Here is an 18,202-nt window from a genome sequence, read left to right as displayed (position 1 = left end):
AGCCGCGCCGGTGTCAGGCGGCAGGCGTGGCCAGTCGCGCTCGCAAGCACAGGAAGGCGGGGGCTTGAGACAGTTCGTCGTAAAGCCTGGGGTTGACGGCCTTCATCTCCGGTCGCGGCAACGGTTCGACCATCTGTTCGAGATGCCAGCCTGCGGCCGCTGCGGCGTTCAGAATGTCGGCCAGCGGGCGACGGTACGATTCCACATAGGGTTTCGGTTCGCCGAAGCCGCTCCAGTGCATGCCGAAGCGGGTCGTCTCGAAGTAGGGGCGGTTGCGACGCGTGCGCTCGTCGATCCAGTCACGCATCGGATGCCCCATTGACCACACCAGCGTCGCGCCGGGGCGTGCGACACGCGCGAACTCGCGAAACGTCGGTCCGAGGTCCTCCACGTAATCGAGGGCGAGCGCGCTGACGATGGCGTCGAAGCTTCGGGGTGCCAGTGTCGTGAGGGGCGAGCCGAGATCCTGAACATCGAACGCCGCCGCCATGCCTTGGCACCGCTCACGCGCGAGGGCGATCATTTCGGGCGTGACGTCGATGCCGTGCACCGTTGCGCCTTGCTCGACGAGCCATGCGCTGTTGATGCCCGGGCCGCAGCCGGCGTCGAGCACATGCAGGCCTCGGACCTCGCCGAGCAGCTGACGTGTCGCGGGGCGCTCGTAAAGGGCGTTGTGCGGTTTCGTGACGGCAATCTCGGCGTAACGTTCGGCGAAACTGGCGTAGGCGGTGCGTCCTATCGACGCTGACTCGGTTGACGACATACGCGACTCCAGGGTAACGCCCCCCTTGTACGCAACGGCAGGTGATGGCGTGCGATCAACTGCCGCCGCGTGCTGTCACCCGCGATTGCAGGCGCAGGGCGAACGGGCCAAGGGACGAAGGAAAAATGCGGGGGAGCGATTGTAACGCCAAAGGCGTAAGTTGCGTGGCATCGGGGTGTCTGCGCGTCACCGATGTGGGACAATGGCGCCCTTCGCCGCGCGGACTCGCGTCAGGCGACACCGATACTTCGCGACACGACGTTTCCGCATGCCCTCGAGACTCCCATCGACCCCATCCGCTTCCCCCGTCGTTCGGCGTTCTTCCGCTGAGCACGACACGTCGGCCGCATTGCCCGAGATCGTCGATGTGGCGGTGATCGGTGCAGGCCCTGCCGGTCTGATGGCGGCGGAGGTACTGTCGGCGGCGGGCTGGCGTGTCGACGTTTATGACGCCATGCCGTCGGTCGGGCGCAAATTCCTGATGGCGGGCAAGGGCGGTATGAATCTCACACACAGCGAACCGAGCGAGCCCTTCGTGGCGCGCTATGGCGCGCGCGCGGAGACTGTCGGCCGGTGGTTGCGCCGTTTCAGCGCGGACGACGTGCGCTCCTGGGCGCATCGATTGGGGGTGGATACGTTTGTCGGGACGTCCGGGCGCGTCTTCCCGGTGGACATGAAGGCGGCCCCGTTGCTGCGGGCGTGGCTATCGCGCCTGCGGGCGGCGGGTGTGCGTCTGCATGTACGGCACCGCTGGCTGGGGTGGGGCGAAAGCGAGTCGGCGACCCCGGCCAATCTGCGCTTCGCGACGCCGCAAGGGGAGCGTCGCGTGCAAGCCGGGGCTGTCGTGCTGACGCTGGGGGGTGCAAGCTGGCCGCAACTCGGCTCCGACGCCGCATGGGTTCCGTGGCTGCGCGATCACGGCGTGGGCGTTGCGCCCCTGGTGCCGGCGAACGCGGGTTTCGAAGCCGACTGGACACCGCACATGCGTGAGCGGTTTGCGGGGCATCCGGTGAAGCCGGTAACGATGACGCTGCCCGACGGCACGACGCGGCAAGGCGAATTCGTGGTGTCCGAGCATGGCGTCGAGGGCAGCCTCGTGTATGCGATGTGCGCACCGATTCGCGATGCGATTCGTGCGGCCGGCCGCACGCAGGTTTATCTCGATCTGTTGCCCGACTGGACGGCCGAGCGAGTCGCGAGTGAAGTCGCGCGGCCGCGTGGATCGCGCTCGATGGCGAGTCATTTGCAGAGTCGGCTAGGGATTGCGGGCGTGAAGGCGGCGCTGCTGCGCGAGTGCCTGCCGCGTGCGACGTTCGACGACCCAGCGGCGCTGGCGGCGGGTATCAAGCGCTTGCCGCTGACGTTGTTAAGGACGCGTCCGATTGCCGAGGTGATCAGCAGCGCGGGCGGCGTGTCGCTGGAAGCGTTGGATGCGCAGTTGATGATCACGGCGCTGCCCGGCGTGTTCTGCGCGGGCGAGATGCTGGATTGGGAAGCGCCCACGGGCGGCTATCTGCTCACCGCCTGCTTCGCGAGTGCCTGCGTGGCGGGCGATGGCGCTGCGGCCTATCTTCAGGCGCAGCGCCAATAACGGCCTATTGGGGCGGCGGCAATCCCGTGGACGTGAGTCGCTTCGGCCCGATTCCGCCGATTAAGCCGATTAAGCCGATTAAGCCGATTACGTCGTTTGCGCCGGGCGTGCTCCGAGACGCCACAGCGACGTCACCTCCGCGCGGCGGGCCGCATGCAGCGGGTCGTTGGCGTCGGAGGCCTTCGGGTGGTGCGCGCGCACATCGTGACGGGCCAGCACGACCAGTCCGGCACCGTGAATCCACGACAGCAGTGTGTCGCGCGAGCGCAAGCCGAGATGCTCCGCCAGATCCGACAGCACCAACCAGCCTTCGCCGCCCGGACTCAGATGCGCGCTCAGTCCATTGAGGAAACCCTTGAGCATCTGGCTGTCCGGATCATAAATGGCATGCTCGATCGGCGCATTGGCCTTTGCCGGCAGCCACGGCGGATTGCAGACGATCAGCGGGGCTTTGCCCGTCGGAAACAGATCTGCTTCGACGATCTTCACCGAACGTTCGTAACCGAGCCGCGCGATGTTGTCACGCGCACACGCCAATGCGCGCGCATCCCGATCCGTGCCGATAACCTGCTGAACGCCGCGACGCGCGAGCAACGCTGCGATCACGCCCGTACCGGTCCCGATGTCGAACGCCAGCGCCGTCGACGGCAACGGCGCCTGATCGATCAGTTGCAGATACTCGCCACGCACGGGGGAGAAGACGCCGTACCACGGATGGATGGTCGCGCCGCCCAGCGCCGGAATCGCCACGCCTTTCTTGCGCCATTCGTAAGCGCCGATCAAACCCAGAATTTCCCGTAGCGACGCGACCGAAGCCACGCCGTCCGGTGCGCCCCATGCCTGCATGCAAGCGTCGCGCACCTGCGGCGCGCGACGCAGCGCAATCTCATAGTCCGCATCGAGCGGAATCAATACCATCCCCAGAATACGGGCGCGTTGCGCCTGTGCCATGCGATGCTTGTGAAAGACGTCGGCGGGGCTGGGGGGCGGTGCATCCTTGGCCGTCGGCTTGCGGCGCGCGCGATGCGGCGGACGGTCGACGCGACGCGCCATCGCCTGCATCAGTTGTCGTGCGTTCTGATAATCGCCGCGATAGAGCAGGGCGGTGCCGCCGCAGGCGAGGTGGTAGGCTTCGTCGGCCGTGACCGTGTCATCGACGACTTCGACGCGACGCGGAGGCGTCACGCCGGCTTCGGAGCGCCAGCGGGCGGTGACGGGGCGACCGTCTTCGGTCCAGGCTAGCGTCGGGAATTCATTCATGCGGTGTCTTTTGAATAGCGTGGCGGCACACCCGGGGGTGTGCCGTAAGCCCGCATTATGCCTGCGTTGACGCACCGCCGACCGGAAATGACGCGTGCGTCGAGAGCGTCGAGAGGTTCAGCGCGCCAGTTTGCGCCGCGAACGGACCGTCAGACGACGTTGGGACGGGCGTCGACAGCGATCAAGGGACCGCATGCGGTGGATGGAAAAGCATGCCGATGGCCTCACGCAGGATTCCGTCCAGGATCGGATCGATGCCGGCGATCGGCCCGTCGGGCAGCACGGGCGCCGGCCCGCCGTGACGCAGTGCGGCCGCCATGTGCGTGAGGATCGCCGCTGCCGGATGCACGGGCGCATCGTGAGCCCCACGAGCCTTGTGAGCCTCGTTAGCCTCGTGAGCCTCGCCATGAGCCATGGTATCCGTGATGGCGTTGGCCACGCGTTCCAGCGACACGAGCGCTGGCCACCACCGCGCCGCCCGGCGGCTCACGAGCGGCGGCTCCGACAACGCGCGCTGCAAGGCGATGCGCGTGTCCTCCAGCGCCTGATACGCGGCGCGGCGCGCGGCGAAGGCGGCATCGGCATCCTGAGTCCCCGGCGTGTTGCGGGGATCGGCCAGCGCCGCGTAACGTCCGAGGGCGTCGAGCGAATTCGCGACACGCTCGTCCAACTGGCGTCGCTCCCACTTCGCCCATGGCAGATAGCCGATGAGCAACACGATGGCGCAGGCGGCAACGGCGTCAATAAAGCGCGCCAGCGCAATGTCCTGATTGCCCGGTTGCAATGCGCCCATCACCAGCATCAGGATCGGCAAGAGCAACGCGCTGAACAACCCGTAGTTGCGTCGCAAGGCCCACGGCAGGCACGCGGCGAGCGGAACCAGCGTGGCGAGGTTGAACCAGCCGTTGCTGTCGATGGCGACGACGGCCGCCGATAACGCCACGCCCACGATGCTGCCTACGCCGCTCTGCAACGCCCGTGCAAACACGGAACCGTAGTTCGGCTTGAAGATGACCACGACGATCAGCGGCACCCAATAGGATCGGGGCAACGCCGTGAGCGCGATGAAGATTTGTGCGACGAGCACGCACAATCCGATGCGCAGCAGATAACGCCATACGTCGGGCCATGGCCACTTCGGTGTCCAGCGGGCAGGAGCCGTCGCGCGCGCCTGATGGCGCGCGAGGGCCACCAGCGGCGGCTCCGCGGCATGCACGGCGCCGGTGAGCAACGGCTCGGCGCGATGCAGGGCGGCCGCCAGCGACGGCGCGTGATGGGCCTCGGCGGCAACCACGGCCGCCTCGAGATCGACCGGCCGGTCGCGCGCGATGCTCCGGGCCATGCCGTAGAGCGCCTTGCCTAATGCCGCGGGCACCGGCTGCCCGTTCTGCGCGAGACCGATGACGGCTGATGTGATGGGTTCCGCGGCGAGAATTTGCGCGGCGCGCCGCTCCAGCACGTCCCACCCGCTCGATGTGCTCGCCCGCACTGTCAGTAACGTGTCGTAGGCGGCAGCGACGGCGTTTTCCAGCGACCGTCGGGCGAGCCTGACACGCGGCGTGCCGCTGGCGTCGAGCACGTTCGACAGTTGTTGGTAGATCGCGGCGACGGCGTCGCGCTCTGCAGCGCCCGGATGCCGCAGCCAATGCACCGCCATGAGCAGCATGCTGAAAATACCGCCGCCGGCCAGCAACATCGGCGCACGCCATTCGGGCGGCGGCAGCGCGAGCCCCCAGCCGACGATCAGATACACCACGCCCTGCAATGTCGCGGCGGACGCCACATTGCCGAACGTACCGATGAAACTGAACAGCAGGATGGCGATTTGCAGCAGCCCATGGGCCAGCCATGGATGCGTCGTACCGATGTCGTGGATCAACATGCCCGCATGGAAGCCGAGCACCCCGGTCACAATGCTGATGAAGATGGAGCGCGCACGCGCGAGATAAGGGCCGGTGCGGTCGCCGGTGATGGCGGGCAGCGCGCCGAGCGCGATGAGCGAGGCGTCGGCGCCATAGCCCAGCGCGGCGCCGATGGCGGTGGGCAAGGCCACGGAGAGCGCGGCGTGGACGGCGTCCCAGCGGGAGAATGCGACGGGTTCGAGCCGGGCGAGCCGAGACATCCAGGCCATCCCGACTATACGGCGGCCCAACGGTGAAGCGGACAACGGCTGACGCGGTGGCGGGGGCGGGGGCGTTGTCATGGGGCCATGCGCCACATCACGCGCTGCGTTCGGGCGCGTCGGCGTCGGTGAGCGGCATGAGCTTGCCCTGTCCCCGGATCCACGCATGGTCGGCGCGCTCGGCCATCTCCTTGTCGCCACGGCTGTCGCCGTACGCGAAGAGCACGCGTGGCGGCGTCTGCCCCCACCACGCTTCCAGACGCCGCACCTTCTCCGGTCCCCAGCAATTCGGTTTGCCGAAGACGCCGGCGAATCGGTCCTGTGCATCGAAAGCGAGTTCGGTGCACAGCACGGTCTCGAATCCGACCGAGGCCGCCCACGGTCTCAGATAAAGCCCGGGCGAGGCGCTGACGAGCACGACCCGATGCCCCAACGCCCGGTGCTGGCGCACGCGCGCGAGCATTTCGGGGCGCAACAGACTCGGCAATCGGTCCTGAACGAAGCGTTGCGCATCGGCGTCGAGCTGGTGACGATGGCGTCCCCCGACGGTCGCGCGCAGAAACGCCGCCTTGGCCGTGCCACGGTCGACCAGACGAAGGGCCGCGCCCATGAGCCAGACGGACGCGAGCAACGCGCCAAGCAGAAAGCGGGGTGTGCCGACGGTGCTGCGCACGAACACACGCAGGCTGTCGGTGGTGGAAATCGTCCCGTCGAAATCGAAGGCGGCGACGATGGAGGCGTCTCGCATCGGAAATCAGTTCGCCTGCGGCGAGCGCGGGGCGGTGTCGTGCGCTGCCCCATGGCCGGCATCGCGACGCTCACGCGACACCGCGACCGCGACCAGATGCGGCCATCGCTCGCCCGCCTGCCGGCTGGCGACGATGGCTTGTTCGTCCCGGTAGAACGGCAGCACGTCCGTGCCGACAACCTCGCGCAAGCGGTCGACGTCCGACGGATAGCGATGCTCGATCATCGCGTCGGCGGCCTGCTCGGCAATGGGTATCGCCACGCCGCCGACCGGGGCCGCGCCGGATACCGTGGGTTCCGAAGTTTCTTGAGCGCTCATGCCGGGCATTCTATACGTTGCATCGCACACACGGCAATGATCGTGCCGCCCGACCGGCCGATGTGCCTGCGGTACGACACTAGAAGGCCAACGCCTGCTTGCTCATTCACACCGAGGCAAGCTAGCATGGCGCAACGTGCCATTTCCAGACACACGAGCAACGCTGTCCCGCCGGGCCTTGGCGATTTTCGGATCGCCTGACGACGACGTGATGAGACGTCGGGTCACTGGGGTGTCGCGCGTTGGGATGTGGCGAATATGCAGCACAAGAACAGATGAGGCATCTCACATGCAGCTTCGAGCGTCTTGGTCGCGATACACGAAGGTCACAGCCATCTGCCTGCTGGTCGCCGCAGCGATGGACCCCGGGGGTGCCATGCTTGCGGGAGCAGCGCCTGCGGGAGGCCGCACAGGCAAGGCGCCTGCGGGCGCCGCCCCGGCACCGGAGACCGCCTCCGCCGCGACCGCTTTACCGGATACCGGTGTCACGACCGCAACAACAGTCACAACCGTCCCGGCCGCGCCCGGCACGAGCCAGCGTACCGTCACGTTCGCCCAACTGGGGCAGACGAACGGGCTGCGCCTGCGCGGCACCGAAGGGTCGGGCGACGTCAACTTCGGAATCCGACTCGATCAGACGGTTGCGTCGGCCTTGCTCCGGTTGCGTTACACCTATTCGCCCGCGCTGATTCCCGATCTTTCGCAGCTCAAGGTGTATCTGAACGAAGAGCTGATCGCGACGTTGCCTTTCAACAAGCAGGACGGCGGCAAGAATCTCTTGCGCGAGATTCCGCTCGATCCGCGCATGCTGTCGGGCTTCAATCGCGTGCGGCTCGTGCTCATCGGCCATTACACGATGGAGTGCGAGGACCCGATGCACTCCAGCCTGTGGGCCGACATCAGCCCGCAGAGCGAGATCGTCACGAGCACGCAGGCGTTGACGCTGCGTAACGATCTGTCGACGCTGCCCGCGCCATTCTTCGACCGGCACGACAACCGTGACCTGTCGATTCCGTTCGTCTTCGGTGCGCAGCCGTCGCTCGCCGTGGTGCATGCGGCCGGTGTCGTGGCGACGTGGGCCGGGGCCATCGGCGACTACCGCCGCACCCGGTTCCCGGTCAGCGTGAGCACCTTGCCGTCCAGGCATGCGATCGCGTTCGTCACGAACGATACGATGATGCCGGGGCTCGATCTCGCCAAGGTGGACGGGCCTACGCTTCGCATGGTGTCGAATCCGAACGATCCGTCGCTCAAGCTGCTCGTCGTTCAGGGCCGCGACGCCAAGGATCTGGAGACGGCTGCGCTCGCGCTCGTCTCCGGCCGCGCCGTGCTCTCGGGCGATTCGGCTCGCATCGAAGCGCTCCAGCCGTTGCCGCCGCGCCCGGCGTACGACGCGCCGCGCTGGGTCCGGACCGACCGTCCCGTGAAGCTGGGCGAATTGGTCGAGAATCCGAGCGATTTGCAGGCGAGCGGCTATATGCCGTGGCCGATCCGTATCCAGCTCAATCTGCCGGCCGATTTGCTCACGTGGCAAAACACCGGCGTACCGATGGACCTGAAGTATCGCTACACACCGCCGGTCAAGCCCGACGACTCGTCGATGAGCGTGTCGATCAACGACCAGTTCGTGCGCGCGTATCGGCTGCAATCGGCAGGAACGAGCACCGACAAGAGCCATATGCTCGTCGAACTGCTCTCGGACGGCACCATGGCCGATCGCAAGGAAGTGCGCATTCCGGCGTTCCAGGTGGCGTCGCGCAACTCGCTGTCGTTCCAGTTCGCGATGGAGCCGCACAAGGAAGGCATGTGCAGCCAGACGATCACCAACGCGGCCCGCTCGGCTATCGACGCCGACTCGACCATCGACTTCAGCGGCTTGCCCCATTACGCCGAGATGCCGAACCTGAGCTTCTTCGTCGGCAGCGGCTTTCCGTTCACCAAGTACGCCGATCTCGCGCAGACGGCTGTCGTCGTGTCGAAAACGCCGGGCAAGGCCGAGCTGGAAACGGTGTTCTCCACGCTCGGGCAGTTCGGCCGGTCGACGGGCGCCTATGCCGACCGCTTCGAGGTGCTCGACACGACGCAGACGGATCGCTTCAAGGATCGCGACTTGCTGGTCGTCGGCGGCAAGGACGCCGCCGATCTGCTGACCCGATGGGGCAAGAATCTGCCGCTGGTCATCGATCAGACACGGCGCGTCATGCAATCCCAGCCGCAAGGTTATCGGGGCGACGGCGCGACCGGCTCGGCACTCGCGGCCAGCCGGATCGGCCCGGCGCATATGGACGCACAGTCCGGGGGGACGCTCGCGGCCCTGGTGGGTTTCGAGTCGCCGGTCAGCAGTTCGCGTTCGGTGGTCGCCATCAACGCATCGAGCGACGACGCGTTGCTGAGCGTCGTCGACGCCATCGACAGCGGCAAGAACGCCATCCACGGTGATCTGGCCGTGGTCCACGGCGATCGCATCGATTCGTATCGGCTGGGCCAGACGTACTTCGTGGGCGACGTGAGCTGGTGGACGCGTATTCGTTACCACCTCTCGAGTCATCCGATTCTGGTCGGTCTCGTCGCGTTGCTGGCGGCGTTCGCGATTGCGCTCAAGTGTTTCGGCTGGTTGCAGCGTCGCGCGGCACGTCGGCTGGAGAAGTAAATGACACGCGCCGATGCTGACAGGCGGCGCCGTCGGGCCGTGCTGCGGGCGCTCGTCGCCTGCGGCGCGGGGCCGATGCTCGCCGGCATGACGCCACCCGCGCAAGCGGCACCCGCGAGGCCGTCCGGGATCTCGGTACCCACTGCGGCTTCTACGCCGCCGTCTGCCGCTTCCCGAACCTGCCCGTCGGTCGACTGGCCGGCATGGACTCGCTTCAAAGCCGGTTTCGTGAGCGAGGACGGTCGGGTCGTCGACCCCAGCATGCCCGATCTGCGCACGGTCTCCGAGGGGCAGGCTTACGCGTTGATGTTTGCCGTCATCGCCAACGACCGCGCCACCTTCGACAAGGTGCTGGAATGGACCGTCAACAATCTCGCGCAGGGCGACCTGACGGCGCACCTGCCCGCATGGCTCTGGGGCAAGAACGCGGCCGGCCAGTGGGCGGTGCTTGACAGCAATCCGGCGAGCGATGCCGACATGTGGATCGCCTATGCGCTGGGCGAAGCCGGGCGTCTGTGGAACGTGCGTCGCTACACCGCGCTCGGTGCGCTCGTGGCGCGTCGCATCGTGTCGGAAGAATCCGATTTCATTCCCGGGCTCGGGCGCACGTTGCTGCCCGCGCCCGTCGGCTTTCATCCCGAGAAGGACTTGTGGCGACTCAACCCCAGTTATGTGCCGATGCAGGTGGTGAGGTGTCTCGCGGGGCGCTTTCCCGACAGTGGCTGGAGGCAGCTCATCGCGTCGTCGCTCAAACAGATCACGCTCACGGCGCCGCCGCTGGGCTTCGCCCCCGAGTGGGCCATGTACCGTGCCGGACGTGGGTTCGACGTCGATCCCGAGACGCAGGGCGAAGGGAGCTACAACGCCATCCGCGTTTATCTGTGGGCAGGTATGCTTGCGCCGGGCAGCGATGACTTCCGTGCGCTTTCGCATGCGTTCGGCGGCATGCTGAAGTACGTGGCGGCGCATGGGACGCCGCCCGAGCGGATCAATACGCGCGACGGCACACCAAAGCCGGGAGGTGAGACCGGTGGCGCCGGCTTCTCGGCGGCGCTCGTGCCGCTGTTGCAAGCCGTCGGCGACACGACGCTCGCCCGCGGACAGGCCGATCGCGCGCGCTCATTGGACGCCGCGTCGCCGCCGGGCTATTACAGTTCGGTGCTCTCGCTGTTCGGACTCGGCTGGCACGAAGCCCGTTTTCGCTTCCTGGCCGATGGCACGCTGGCGGTGCCTTGGGAGGCCGTTTGCGCGACACGCTGATCCGCTCCGCTTGCATGACATGCCTGCTGATGGCAGCCGGCGGCGGGCACGTGCGTGCGGCGCCGGCGCCATCCGCTGCACCATCCCCGGCCAATCCGCCCAGCGCGGCCAATGCGGCCAATGCGGCCAATGCGGCCAATGCGGCGAAAGCAACGACGAAACCCGATGCCGTGGCCGCGAATCGCGACGTCGGCACGCTGCTCGCCAGCGCAACGCTCTGGCGAGCGCGGCACCGTAACGATCTGGCGCGTGCTGCGCTCGAAAAGGCGTTGCTCGTGCAGCCGGACCAACCGGACGTGCTCTCACTGCTCGGCCAGATCGACATCGAAGAGAACAAACCAGCGCAGGCAAACAAGGCGTTGCAGACCCTGCGCGCGCGCTATCCGAACTCGCCCGCGACCAAAGCGCTGGCGGATGTGATCCGCGTCAATACCGTCGACAAATCCCGCATCGCCCGCGCCCGTTTGCTCCAACGCAGCGGGCAGGCCGACGCCGCGTTTGCGGAATATCAGGCGCTGTTCCCGGACGGACCGCCCACCGGCGATCTCGGCGTGGAGTATTACCGCGCGCAGGCAAACGCGACCAACGGCTGGCCCGCCGCGCAGCAGGGGCTGGCGAACCTGTCGAAGCTATCGCCTGAGGATTCGCGTGCATCGCAGTCGCTGGCCGAGCTGATGATCGACCGACCGTCGAGCCGTCTGGCGGGCACACGCATGGTGGCGGACTTGGCGGCGCGTCCGAACGCCGATCTCAACGCATTGCTGCCGCTATGGCAGAAAGGGCTCTCCAGGGCGGACGGCAACCTTGCGTGGTTGCCGCTGTATCAGCGCTATCTGGCGCTTGCGCCGAACGACGCCGATATCCGCGCGGCCTACGACAAGCTGAGCGCGCAGCAGGCGGCGCGCACGCGCATGCTCAACGACCCCGCCTACAAGGCGCGGCAGGCGGGCATCAGGGCGTTGGATCAGGGACGTCTGAACGACGCCGAGCAGTCCCTCGACGCCGCACGTGTCAAGCGTCCCAACGATGGCGAACTGCTCGGCTCGCTGGGGCTCGTGAAGATGCGTCAGGGCGATCACAAGGGCGCGCAGGCGCTGTTCGCCCAAGCCTTGCGAAAGGATCCGGGCAACGCCGGCAAATGGCGCAGCCTGCTCAAGACGTCGCAGTTCTGGGGCGCGATGGCCGAAGCGCGCGACGCGCGCGACGCTGGCCGTCTGGCCGACGCCGACCGGCTGGTGCGCGGCGCGCTGGCGAGCGACCCGAACAACCCCGACGGGCTGGCGCTGCTCGGTGACATCGCGCTCGACGACAAGCGCGAGCGCGATGCCGAAACGCTCTTTACCCAGGCGCTGAAGATCGAACCGGACAACGACACTGCATTGCGCGGCATGATCACGTTGTACTCGCGCCAGCAGCGTCGCACGGAACTGGCGAATCTGCTGGGCGATCTGCGTCGACGTTTCCCGCAGGACAAGGCGCGCTTCGACAAGGCGGAAGCCGCCGCATTGTCGGACGACGCCGATCGCGCCATTGCCGAAGGCCACAACGGCCCGGCATTGGCCGCGTTGGAGCGCGCCGTCGCGCTCGATCCCGGTAACGCGTGGACGCGCTATTCGCTCGCGAGCCTGTACCGCAAACTTCGTTTGCCGCAGATCGGCCGTGAAGTCATGGCCGAGGGCATGCGCCAGCCGCTCGAACCGGACGACCGCGCGCAAATGCTCTATGCGCAGGCCATCTACCTCAACGTGATCGACGACGAAGCGGGCGCACGCGAATCGCTCGCGCAGATCCCGGCGGCGAACGTCACGCCGTCGATTGCGCGCATGCGCACAACGCTGGCGATTCGCGACACGGCGCGCCTGGCGCGTGAAGCGCATGCCGCGGGCAACGACGACGACAGCGAGCGCCGGTATCGCGAAGCCCTGGGTATGGCGGGAGACGACCCGGAGCTGATCGGCGAAGTCGCGCGTGCGCGTGTGGCGGCGGGACAACCGGATCAGGGGCTTGCGCTCATGCGCGCCTGGCTCGCTGCGCATGCCGACAAGCCGCAGCCGGATGCCCAGCTTCGCTACGCCGAACTGCTCAACACGGCCGAGCGCGATGCCGAACTCGGCACCTTCCTCGCGAGCATGGATCCGGCTACCCTCGGCGCCGACCAGCGCGACGAATGGCAGGACCTTCAGGATCGTCTGGCGTTGCGACAGGCGGACAGGGCGCGTTCGCTGGGCGACTTCCGTACGGCGCAGGAAAAGCTCGAACCGCTGCTCTCGCGTCAGCCGCCGGACAAGCGTGCACTGTCGACGCTGGGCGACATCTATTTCGACGAACGTCGTTACGACGACGCCCGCAAGATCGCCGAAGACCAGATCCGGCAGGATCCGACGAATCAGGATGCGCGTCTGTCCCTCGTGCGGGTGCTGTACGAGTTGCAAGACGACGAGGCGGCCAACCGCGAACTCGACCGCGCGTTGGCCGAGGCACCCCCCGATGATGTGTGGACGCAACTGGCCGCCGTGCGTCGGCTGACCGCGATGGAGCGCTACGACGAAGCTATCGCGCTCAACGACCGGCTGCGCGCGCAGTTTCCCGATACGTCGGCCGTCACCATGCAGCGCGGGCGTATCGCGCAGTCGCAGCGTCGTTACCACGAGGCGAAGGACTGGTACGACCAGGCGCGCAATCAGGAAATCGTGCAGGGCGCATTGCCGGGCTACGACGGCATGACGTCCGCCGAGTCGGCCATCGATTCGCTGGAATCGCGTCGCAACAGCTACGTGGCGGCCGGTTACGAAATCGACGAAAAGAAGGGCGACGGCGGCATTTCGATGTTCAACGCGCGCGCGGTGCCGCTCTACGGGCAATACGCCGTGGGCTACGACGGTCACGTGTTCGCGCAGACGGATTATGTCAGCGCCGACTCGGGCGATTTGCCGCTTAACGGCACATCGCAGTTCGGCACGCTGCCGCTGCTCAATGTGGACGCTTTTCGCGCCGCCAATCCCGGCCTGCTGCGCGACTACGGCAGCAAGCGTCAGAAGGCGCACGGTCAGGCGCTCATGCTGGGGTACGAGAACGACTGGATCCGCGCCGATATCGGACACACGCCGATCGGTTTTCCGATCTCCTACGTGACCGGCGGGGTGCGTCTGTTCGGCAATCTGGGGCGCTACAACTATTGGGTCGACGCATCGCGCCGTCCGATGACCGGCAGCATGGTGTCTTACGCAGGGGCCTACCTGCCGCTGCCGGAGGTGTTCGGCGACGGAAAGTGGGGTGGGGTACGGCGCGACGCGATCACGTTCCATGCGTCGCGCGACTTCCCGAAGTGGGGCATCTTCGGCGAGGCGAGCGTGGCGCGCCTGACCGGCGAGAACGTGCTGAATAACTCGGAAATCTCGGCTCGCGCGGGCGTCGATCTGCCCCTGATCTACAAGCGCGACATGCGCATGAACACCGGCGTCACGCTGTTCTTCGACAGCTTCGCGCAGAACGAGCGTTATTACACGTACGGCCATGGCGGCTACTACAGCCCGCAGACCTACGTGTCGCTCACATTGCCGCTGGAATGGTATGGCCGCACGCAGCGCTGGTCGTATTACCTGCGCGGCTCGGTGTCGTTCTCGCAGAGTCAGGAAAAGTCGATGCCGTACTTCCCGACCAATGGCGCGTTGCAGGCCGCGAGCGGCGACCTGACTTATGGCTCGGGCGGCGGCTTCGGCGTCGGTTTCTCGGTGATGGGCCGCGCCGAGTACTGGGTCAATCGCCATTGGGTGATCGGCGGCCAGATGCAGTTCGAGCGTTCCGATTACTACGCGCCGAATCGCTTCCTTCTCTATATGCGTTATCACTTCGACGCCCGTCGCGGTGACGTACCGATGCCACCGTCGCCGGTACGCCCGATCTGGAGTTATTGACCCATGCGTGCTCGCGTCGACACCGAACTCACAACTCTCGTCATCGCCCTGCGAGGCCTGCTGATTCACGCAGCCGGGGAGGGGGCATGCTGACGCTCATCGCGATCGTCTCCAGTGCCGGCGGTGCCGGCCGAAGCACCGTGACCGCGCATCTTGCGGCGCAACTGGCGCATGGAGGCCACCCGGTCGCCGTGCTCGAACTCGACGCGCAGAACAGCATCGGGGCGCTACTCGGCTTGCGCGAGACGTGCACGACCGGCGTGCTGTCGCCGGGCGTCGCCCCGGACGGCTGGCGCAGCCTGGTGCGCGACACGCCCGAGGGCGTGCCGCTGCTGCCCGCAGGACACACCGATGCGCACAGTCTGAGCGCCATCGGCGAATGGTTGCGCGGTGACGCGGGCGGCCTGCGGCGTCAACTCGACTCGCTCGGATGGCCCGCAGGCACGCGCGTGTTCATCGATACGCAACGTTTGCCGGATGTCATTGCGCAGGCCGCCGCCACAGCCGCCGATCTCGTGCTCGGGGTGGTCCCGGTGACGACGACCGGTTACGTCACGCAACCCGATCTGATGGCGGCGTGTCGGAATCGCGTGCAAATGGTGGCGAATCTGGCGGCGTCGAATTCACCGCTGAACAACGATCTGCTGCATCTGATTCAGGCGCGTGGCGGCGATGCCGTCGTGCCGTTGCGCATTCATCGCGATGACGCCGTGGGCAAGGCGGCAGCCAACGGCGGATCGCTCGCGAGGGCCGGCGACGGCTCTCAGGCGGCCCTCGACTTCATCCACCTCGAAGCGTGGCTGGCGCGTGCGACGGCGGCGGAGGATGTTCCGGCTGGCGCGAAAGCCGCTCGCGGCGGGCACGGAGGCGCAGGTACATGATCGGCGACGCACTCGGCTCTCTTTACCGGCTCGGACGCGACATTCTCGCGGTGCGTCTCGTCGTGCCGAATCGTCCGGACGGTCGTGCGCCGGGCGTCGTGCAATGGCTGCTCGCTGCGACCGTACGCTCACCGCGACATCGGTTGTGGATCTCGCAGGCGGCCGACCATTTCGTCGCGCGGCTGGCGATGCGGCTCGACGTTCGTCAACTCGACGAATGGCGCGACTGGTGGCTGCGCATCGTGTTTCAGCCCGCGCGCGCCGGTCGTCCCGACTACCCGGGACGTGCGCTTGCCTGGGTCAACGAGCGGGTCATGCAGCGGCTCGACGTGCCCCCCGACGCCAGTTTCCGGCGCATGATCGGTGCGATGTTCTGGCGGCGCGCCGACAAACGCCCGCCGTTCCCGCCGTATAGCGCGTGGCTCGCGTTCCGCTCGGGTAACGAACGGCTGCGGCTGTGGCTGGTGCAGACGCTCTTCGGCATTCCTCCGGATACGCCTGCCGAACTCGCGCACAAGTTCGACAAGAAGCTGGAGAAGGTAATGCGGTGGCGCTTGACGTCGAGTGTCGTCGCGGTGCTGGGCCTGATCGGCGTGTTCTGGATCGTGACGACGCCATTCGATCCCTTCTCGCAACTCCTGTTCTCGATCTGCACGCTGACGCTCGCGCTCGTGTTCCGGCGGCTGGACAGCCAATACTCGGTGCTGGTGCTCATCGGCCTGTCGCTCACGTCGACGATCCGCTACGTGTGGTGGCGTCTCACGCAGTCGCTCGCGTTCGATACCCTGGCCGAAGCCACCGTCGGCTACACCCTCGTGGCGGCCGAGATGTACACGTGGATGATCCTGCTGTTCGGCTATATCCAGACGATCTGGCCGCTGCATCGCCGCATTACGCCGCTGCCGCGGGACACGAGCCTGTGGCCGAGTGTCGACGTCTACATTCCGACCTACAACGAAGGGCTGGATGTGGTGCGCCCGACGGTGTATGCCGCGTGCGGGATCGACTGGCCGCCGGACAAGCTCAACATCTATCTGCTCGACGACGGGCGTCGCGAAGAAATGCGCGATTTCGCGGCCGCTGCAGGTGTGCACTACATGACGCGCTCCGACAACCGGCATGCGAAAGCAGGCAACATCAATCACGCGCTGAGCAAGACGAAGGGCGAGTTCATCGCGATCTTCGACTGCGATCACATCCCCGTGCGCTCGTTCCTGCAAACGACGATGGGCTCGTTCCTGAAGGACGAACGCTGCTCGCTCGTGCAGACGCCGCATCACTTCTTCTCCGATGACCCGTTCGAGCGCAATCTCGCCACGCGCGGCGCGGTGCCGAACGAAGGGCGTCTGTTTTACGGGATCGTGCAGGACGGCAACGACTTCTGGAACGCCTCGTTCTTCTGCGGCTCGTGCGCGGTGTTGCGTCGCACCGCGCTCGACGAGGTTGGCGGCGTGGCCGTCGAGACCGTGACCGAGGACGCGCATACGGCGCTCAAGATGCACCGTCGCGGCTGGAATACGGTGTACCTGAAGGTGGTGCAGGCCGCAGGCCTCGCCACGGAGTCGCTCTCGGGCCACGTGGGGCAGCGCATTCGCTGGGCACGGGGCATGGCGCAGATCTTCCGCGTCGACAATCCGCTGTTCGGGCGCGGCCTGAAGCTCGGTCAGCGTATCTGTTACGCGAACGGCATGCTGCACTTCTTCTATGGCATTCCGCGCATTATCTTCCTGCTCGCGCCCATCTGCTATCTGTTCTTCGGGCTGCACATCGTGCAGGCAGCGGCGTTGAGCATCTGCGCTTACGTGTTGCCGCACATCGCGCATGCGAACATTGCGAACTCGCGCATTCAGGGCAAGTACCGCCATTCGTTCTGGTCGGATGTCTATGAAGCCGTGCTGGCGTGGTATGTCGCGTTACCGACGACCGTGGCGTTCATCAACCCGCGCTACGGCAAATTCAACGTGACGGCCAAGGGCGGTCTGATCGAGCAGAGCTTCTTCGACTGGAGCATCTCGAAGCCGTATCTGGTACTGCTCGGCTTCAACGTGGCGGGCTTCCTCGCCGGCATTGCCCGCTATTTCTACGGACCTGCCCACGAGTCGGGGGCGCTGATCTTCAACCTGCTGTGGGTGATGTTCAACCTCGCCGTGCTGGGCGCGGCGGTGGCCGTGGCGACGGAAGTCAAACAGGTGCGTCGTACGCACCGCGTGTCGATGCGCATGCCCGCGACATTGTATTTGCCGGACGGGCGCACCATGGCGTGCCATACGCGTGACTTCTCCGGCGGCGGGCTGGCGCTGGCGCTGCCGGTCGCGATCGACCCGGCGGTCGGCACGGAAGCGCACGTGGCGCTCTCGCGCGGCGCGACCGAGTACGGTTTTCCGGTAAGCGTGGTCGGCGCGCGCGGACACGATTTGTTCCTGGCGTTCATGCCGCTCACGGCCGAGCAGGACAAGCATCTCGTGCAGTTCACGTTCGGGCGCGCAGACGCCTGGCGCGATTGGGATGCGGAACGCACGCGCGACGAGCCGATCAGGGCGCTGTTCGACATGCTGGCAATGGGCCTGCGCGGCTATCAGGTGCTTGCCAATTACCTGCTGGGCAAGCTGGTCGCACGTTGGCAGAACCGCCTGCGCGGCGCGCGGCATACGTAAAACGACACGGTGGACCCGGTGAGCGCCGGCCGCAAGGCCTG

11 protein-coding genes are annotated in these 18,202 nt (G+C 66.7%); 6 read left to right on the top strand and 5 right to left on the bottom strand.

Annotation, left to right across the window (positions count from 1 at the left end; translation table 11 throughout):
* Window positions 1-13 precede the first annotated feature (13 nt).
* Complete coding sequence (locus PAN31108_RS01155; RefSeq protein ID WP_150667069.1) at window positions 14-763, bottom strand: class I SAM-dependent DNA methyltransferase; 750 nt, start codon at window positions 761-763, stop codon at window positions 14-16.
* A gap of 268 nt (window positions 764-1,031) precedes the next feature.
* On the opposite strand from PAN31108_RS01155, the gene PAN31108_RS01150 reads away from it, so the two are divergent.
* Entirely contained in the window at window positions 1,032-2,354 is a 1,323-nt protein-coding gene (locus tag PAN31108_RS01150; protein WP_150667068.1) for a TIGR03862 family flavoprotein, read from the top strand.
* A gap of 87 nt (window positions 2,355-2,441) precedes the next feature.
* Here PAN31108_RS01150 and PAN31108_RS01145 read toward each other — a convergent pair whose 3' ends face one another.
* From PAN31108_RS01145 to PAN31108_RS01130, 4 genes are all read right to left on the bottom strand, one after another.
* Window positions 2,442-3,614, bottom strand: coding sequence for a methyltransferase (locus PAN31108_RS01145; RefSeq protein WP_150667067.1), 1,173 nt, complete (start codon window positions 3,612-3,614; stop codon window positions 2,442-2,444).
* A gap of 181 nt (window positions 3,615-3,795) precedes the next feature.
* Complete coding sequence (locus tag PAN31108_RS01140) at window positions 3,796-5,736, bottom strand: FUSC family protein (protein ID WP_246183716.1); 1,941 nt, start codon at window positions 5,734-5,736, stop codon at window positions 3,796-3,798.
* Window positions 5,737-5,833: 97 nt separating this feature from the next.
* Window positions 5,834-6,484, bottom strand: coding sequence for an HAD-IB family hydrolase (locus PAN31108_RS01135; protein WP_150667065.1), 651 nt, complete (start codon window positions 6,482-6,484; stop codon window positions 5,834-5,836).
* Window positions 6,485-6,490: 6 nt separating this feature from the next.
* Entirely contained in the window at window positions 6,491-6,802 is a 312-nt protein-coding gene (locus PAN31108_RS01130) for a hypothetical protein (RefSeq protein ID WP_150667064.1), read from the bottom strand.
* A gap of 289 nt (window positions 6,803-7,091) precedes the next feature.
* Between PAN31108_RS01130 and bcsB the strand changes: the two genes are divergently transcribed.
* From bcsB to bcsA, 5 genes are all read left to right on the top strand, one after another.
* Complete coding sequence (gene bcsB / locus PAN31108_RS01125) at window positions 7,092-9,452, top strand: cellulose biosynthesis cyclic di-GMP-binding regulatory protein BcsB (protein WP_150667063.1); 2,361 nt, start codon at window positions 7,092-7,094, stop codon at window positions 9,450-9,452.
* Window positions 9,453-10,712 (top strand): cellulose synthase complex periplasmic endoglucanase BcsZ, encoded by a 1,260-nt coding sequence (bcsZ, locus tag PAN31108_RS01120; protein WP_150667062.1) that lies wholly within the window; start codon window positions 9,453-9,455, stop codon window positions 10,710-10,712. It begins immediately after the preceding gene.
* Between the two features lie 14 nt (window positions 10,713-10,726).
* A complete protein-coding gene (locus PAN31108_RS01115) occupies window positions 10,727-14,626 on the top strand; it encodes a cellulose synthase subunit BcsC-related outer membrane protein (protein WP_150667061.1) in 3,900 nt (1,299 codons plus the stop codon).
* Window positions 14,627-14,712: 86 nt separating this feature from the next.
* Window positions 14,713-15,507 carry a cellulose synthase operon protein YhjQ/BcsQ gene (locus PAN31108_RS01110; protein ID WP_150667060.1) on the top strand — a complete coding sequence of 265 codons (795 nt, stop codon included), beginning with the start codon at window positions 14,713-14,715 and terminating at the stop codon, window positions 15,505-15,507.
* Entirely contained in the window at window positions 15,504-18,161 is a 2,658-nt protein-coding gene (gene bcsA, locus PAN31108_RS01105) for a UDP-forming cellulose synthase catalytic subunit (RefSeq protein ID WP_150667059.1), read from the top strand. The genes PAN31108_RS01110 and bcsA overlap by 4 nt, the downstream gene beginning before the upstream one ends.
* Window positions 18,162-18,202 lie beyond the last annotated feature (41 nt).

Origin of the sequence: Pandoraea anhela, from assembly GCF_902459655.1 — a bacterium.
Taxonomy (GTDB): Bacteria; Pseudomonadota; Gammaproteobacteria; order Burkholderiales; family Burkholderiaceae; genus Pandoraea; species Pandoraea anhela.
This window is presented reverse-complemented; position numbering and strand designations above follow the sequence as displayed.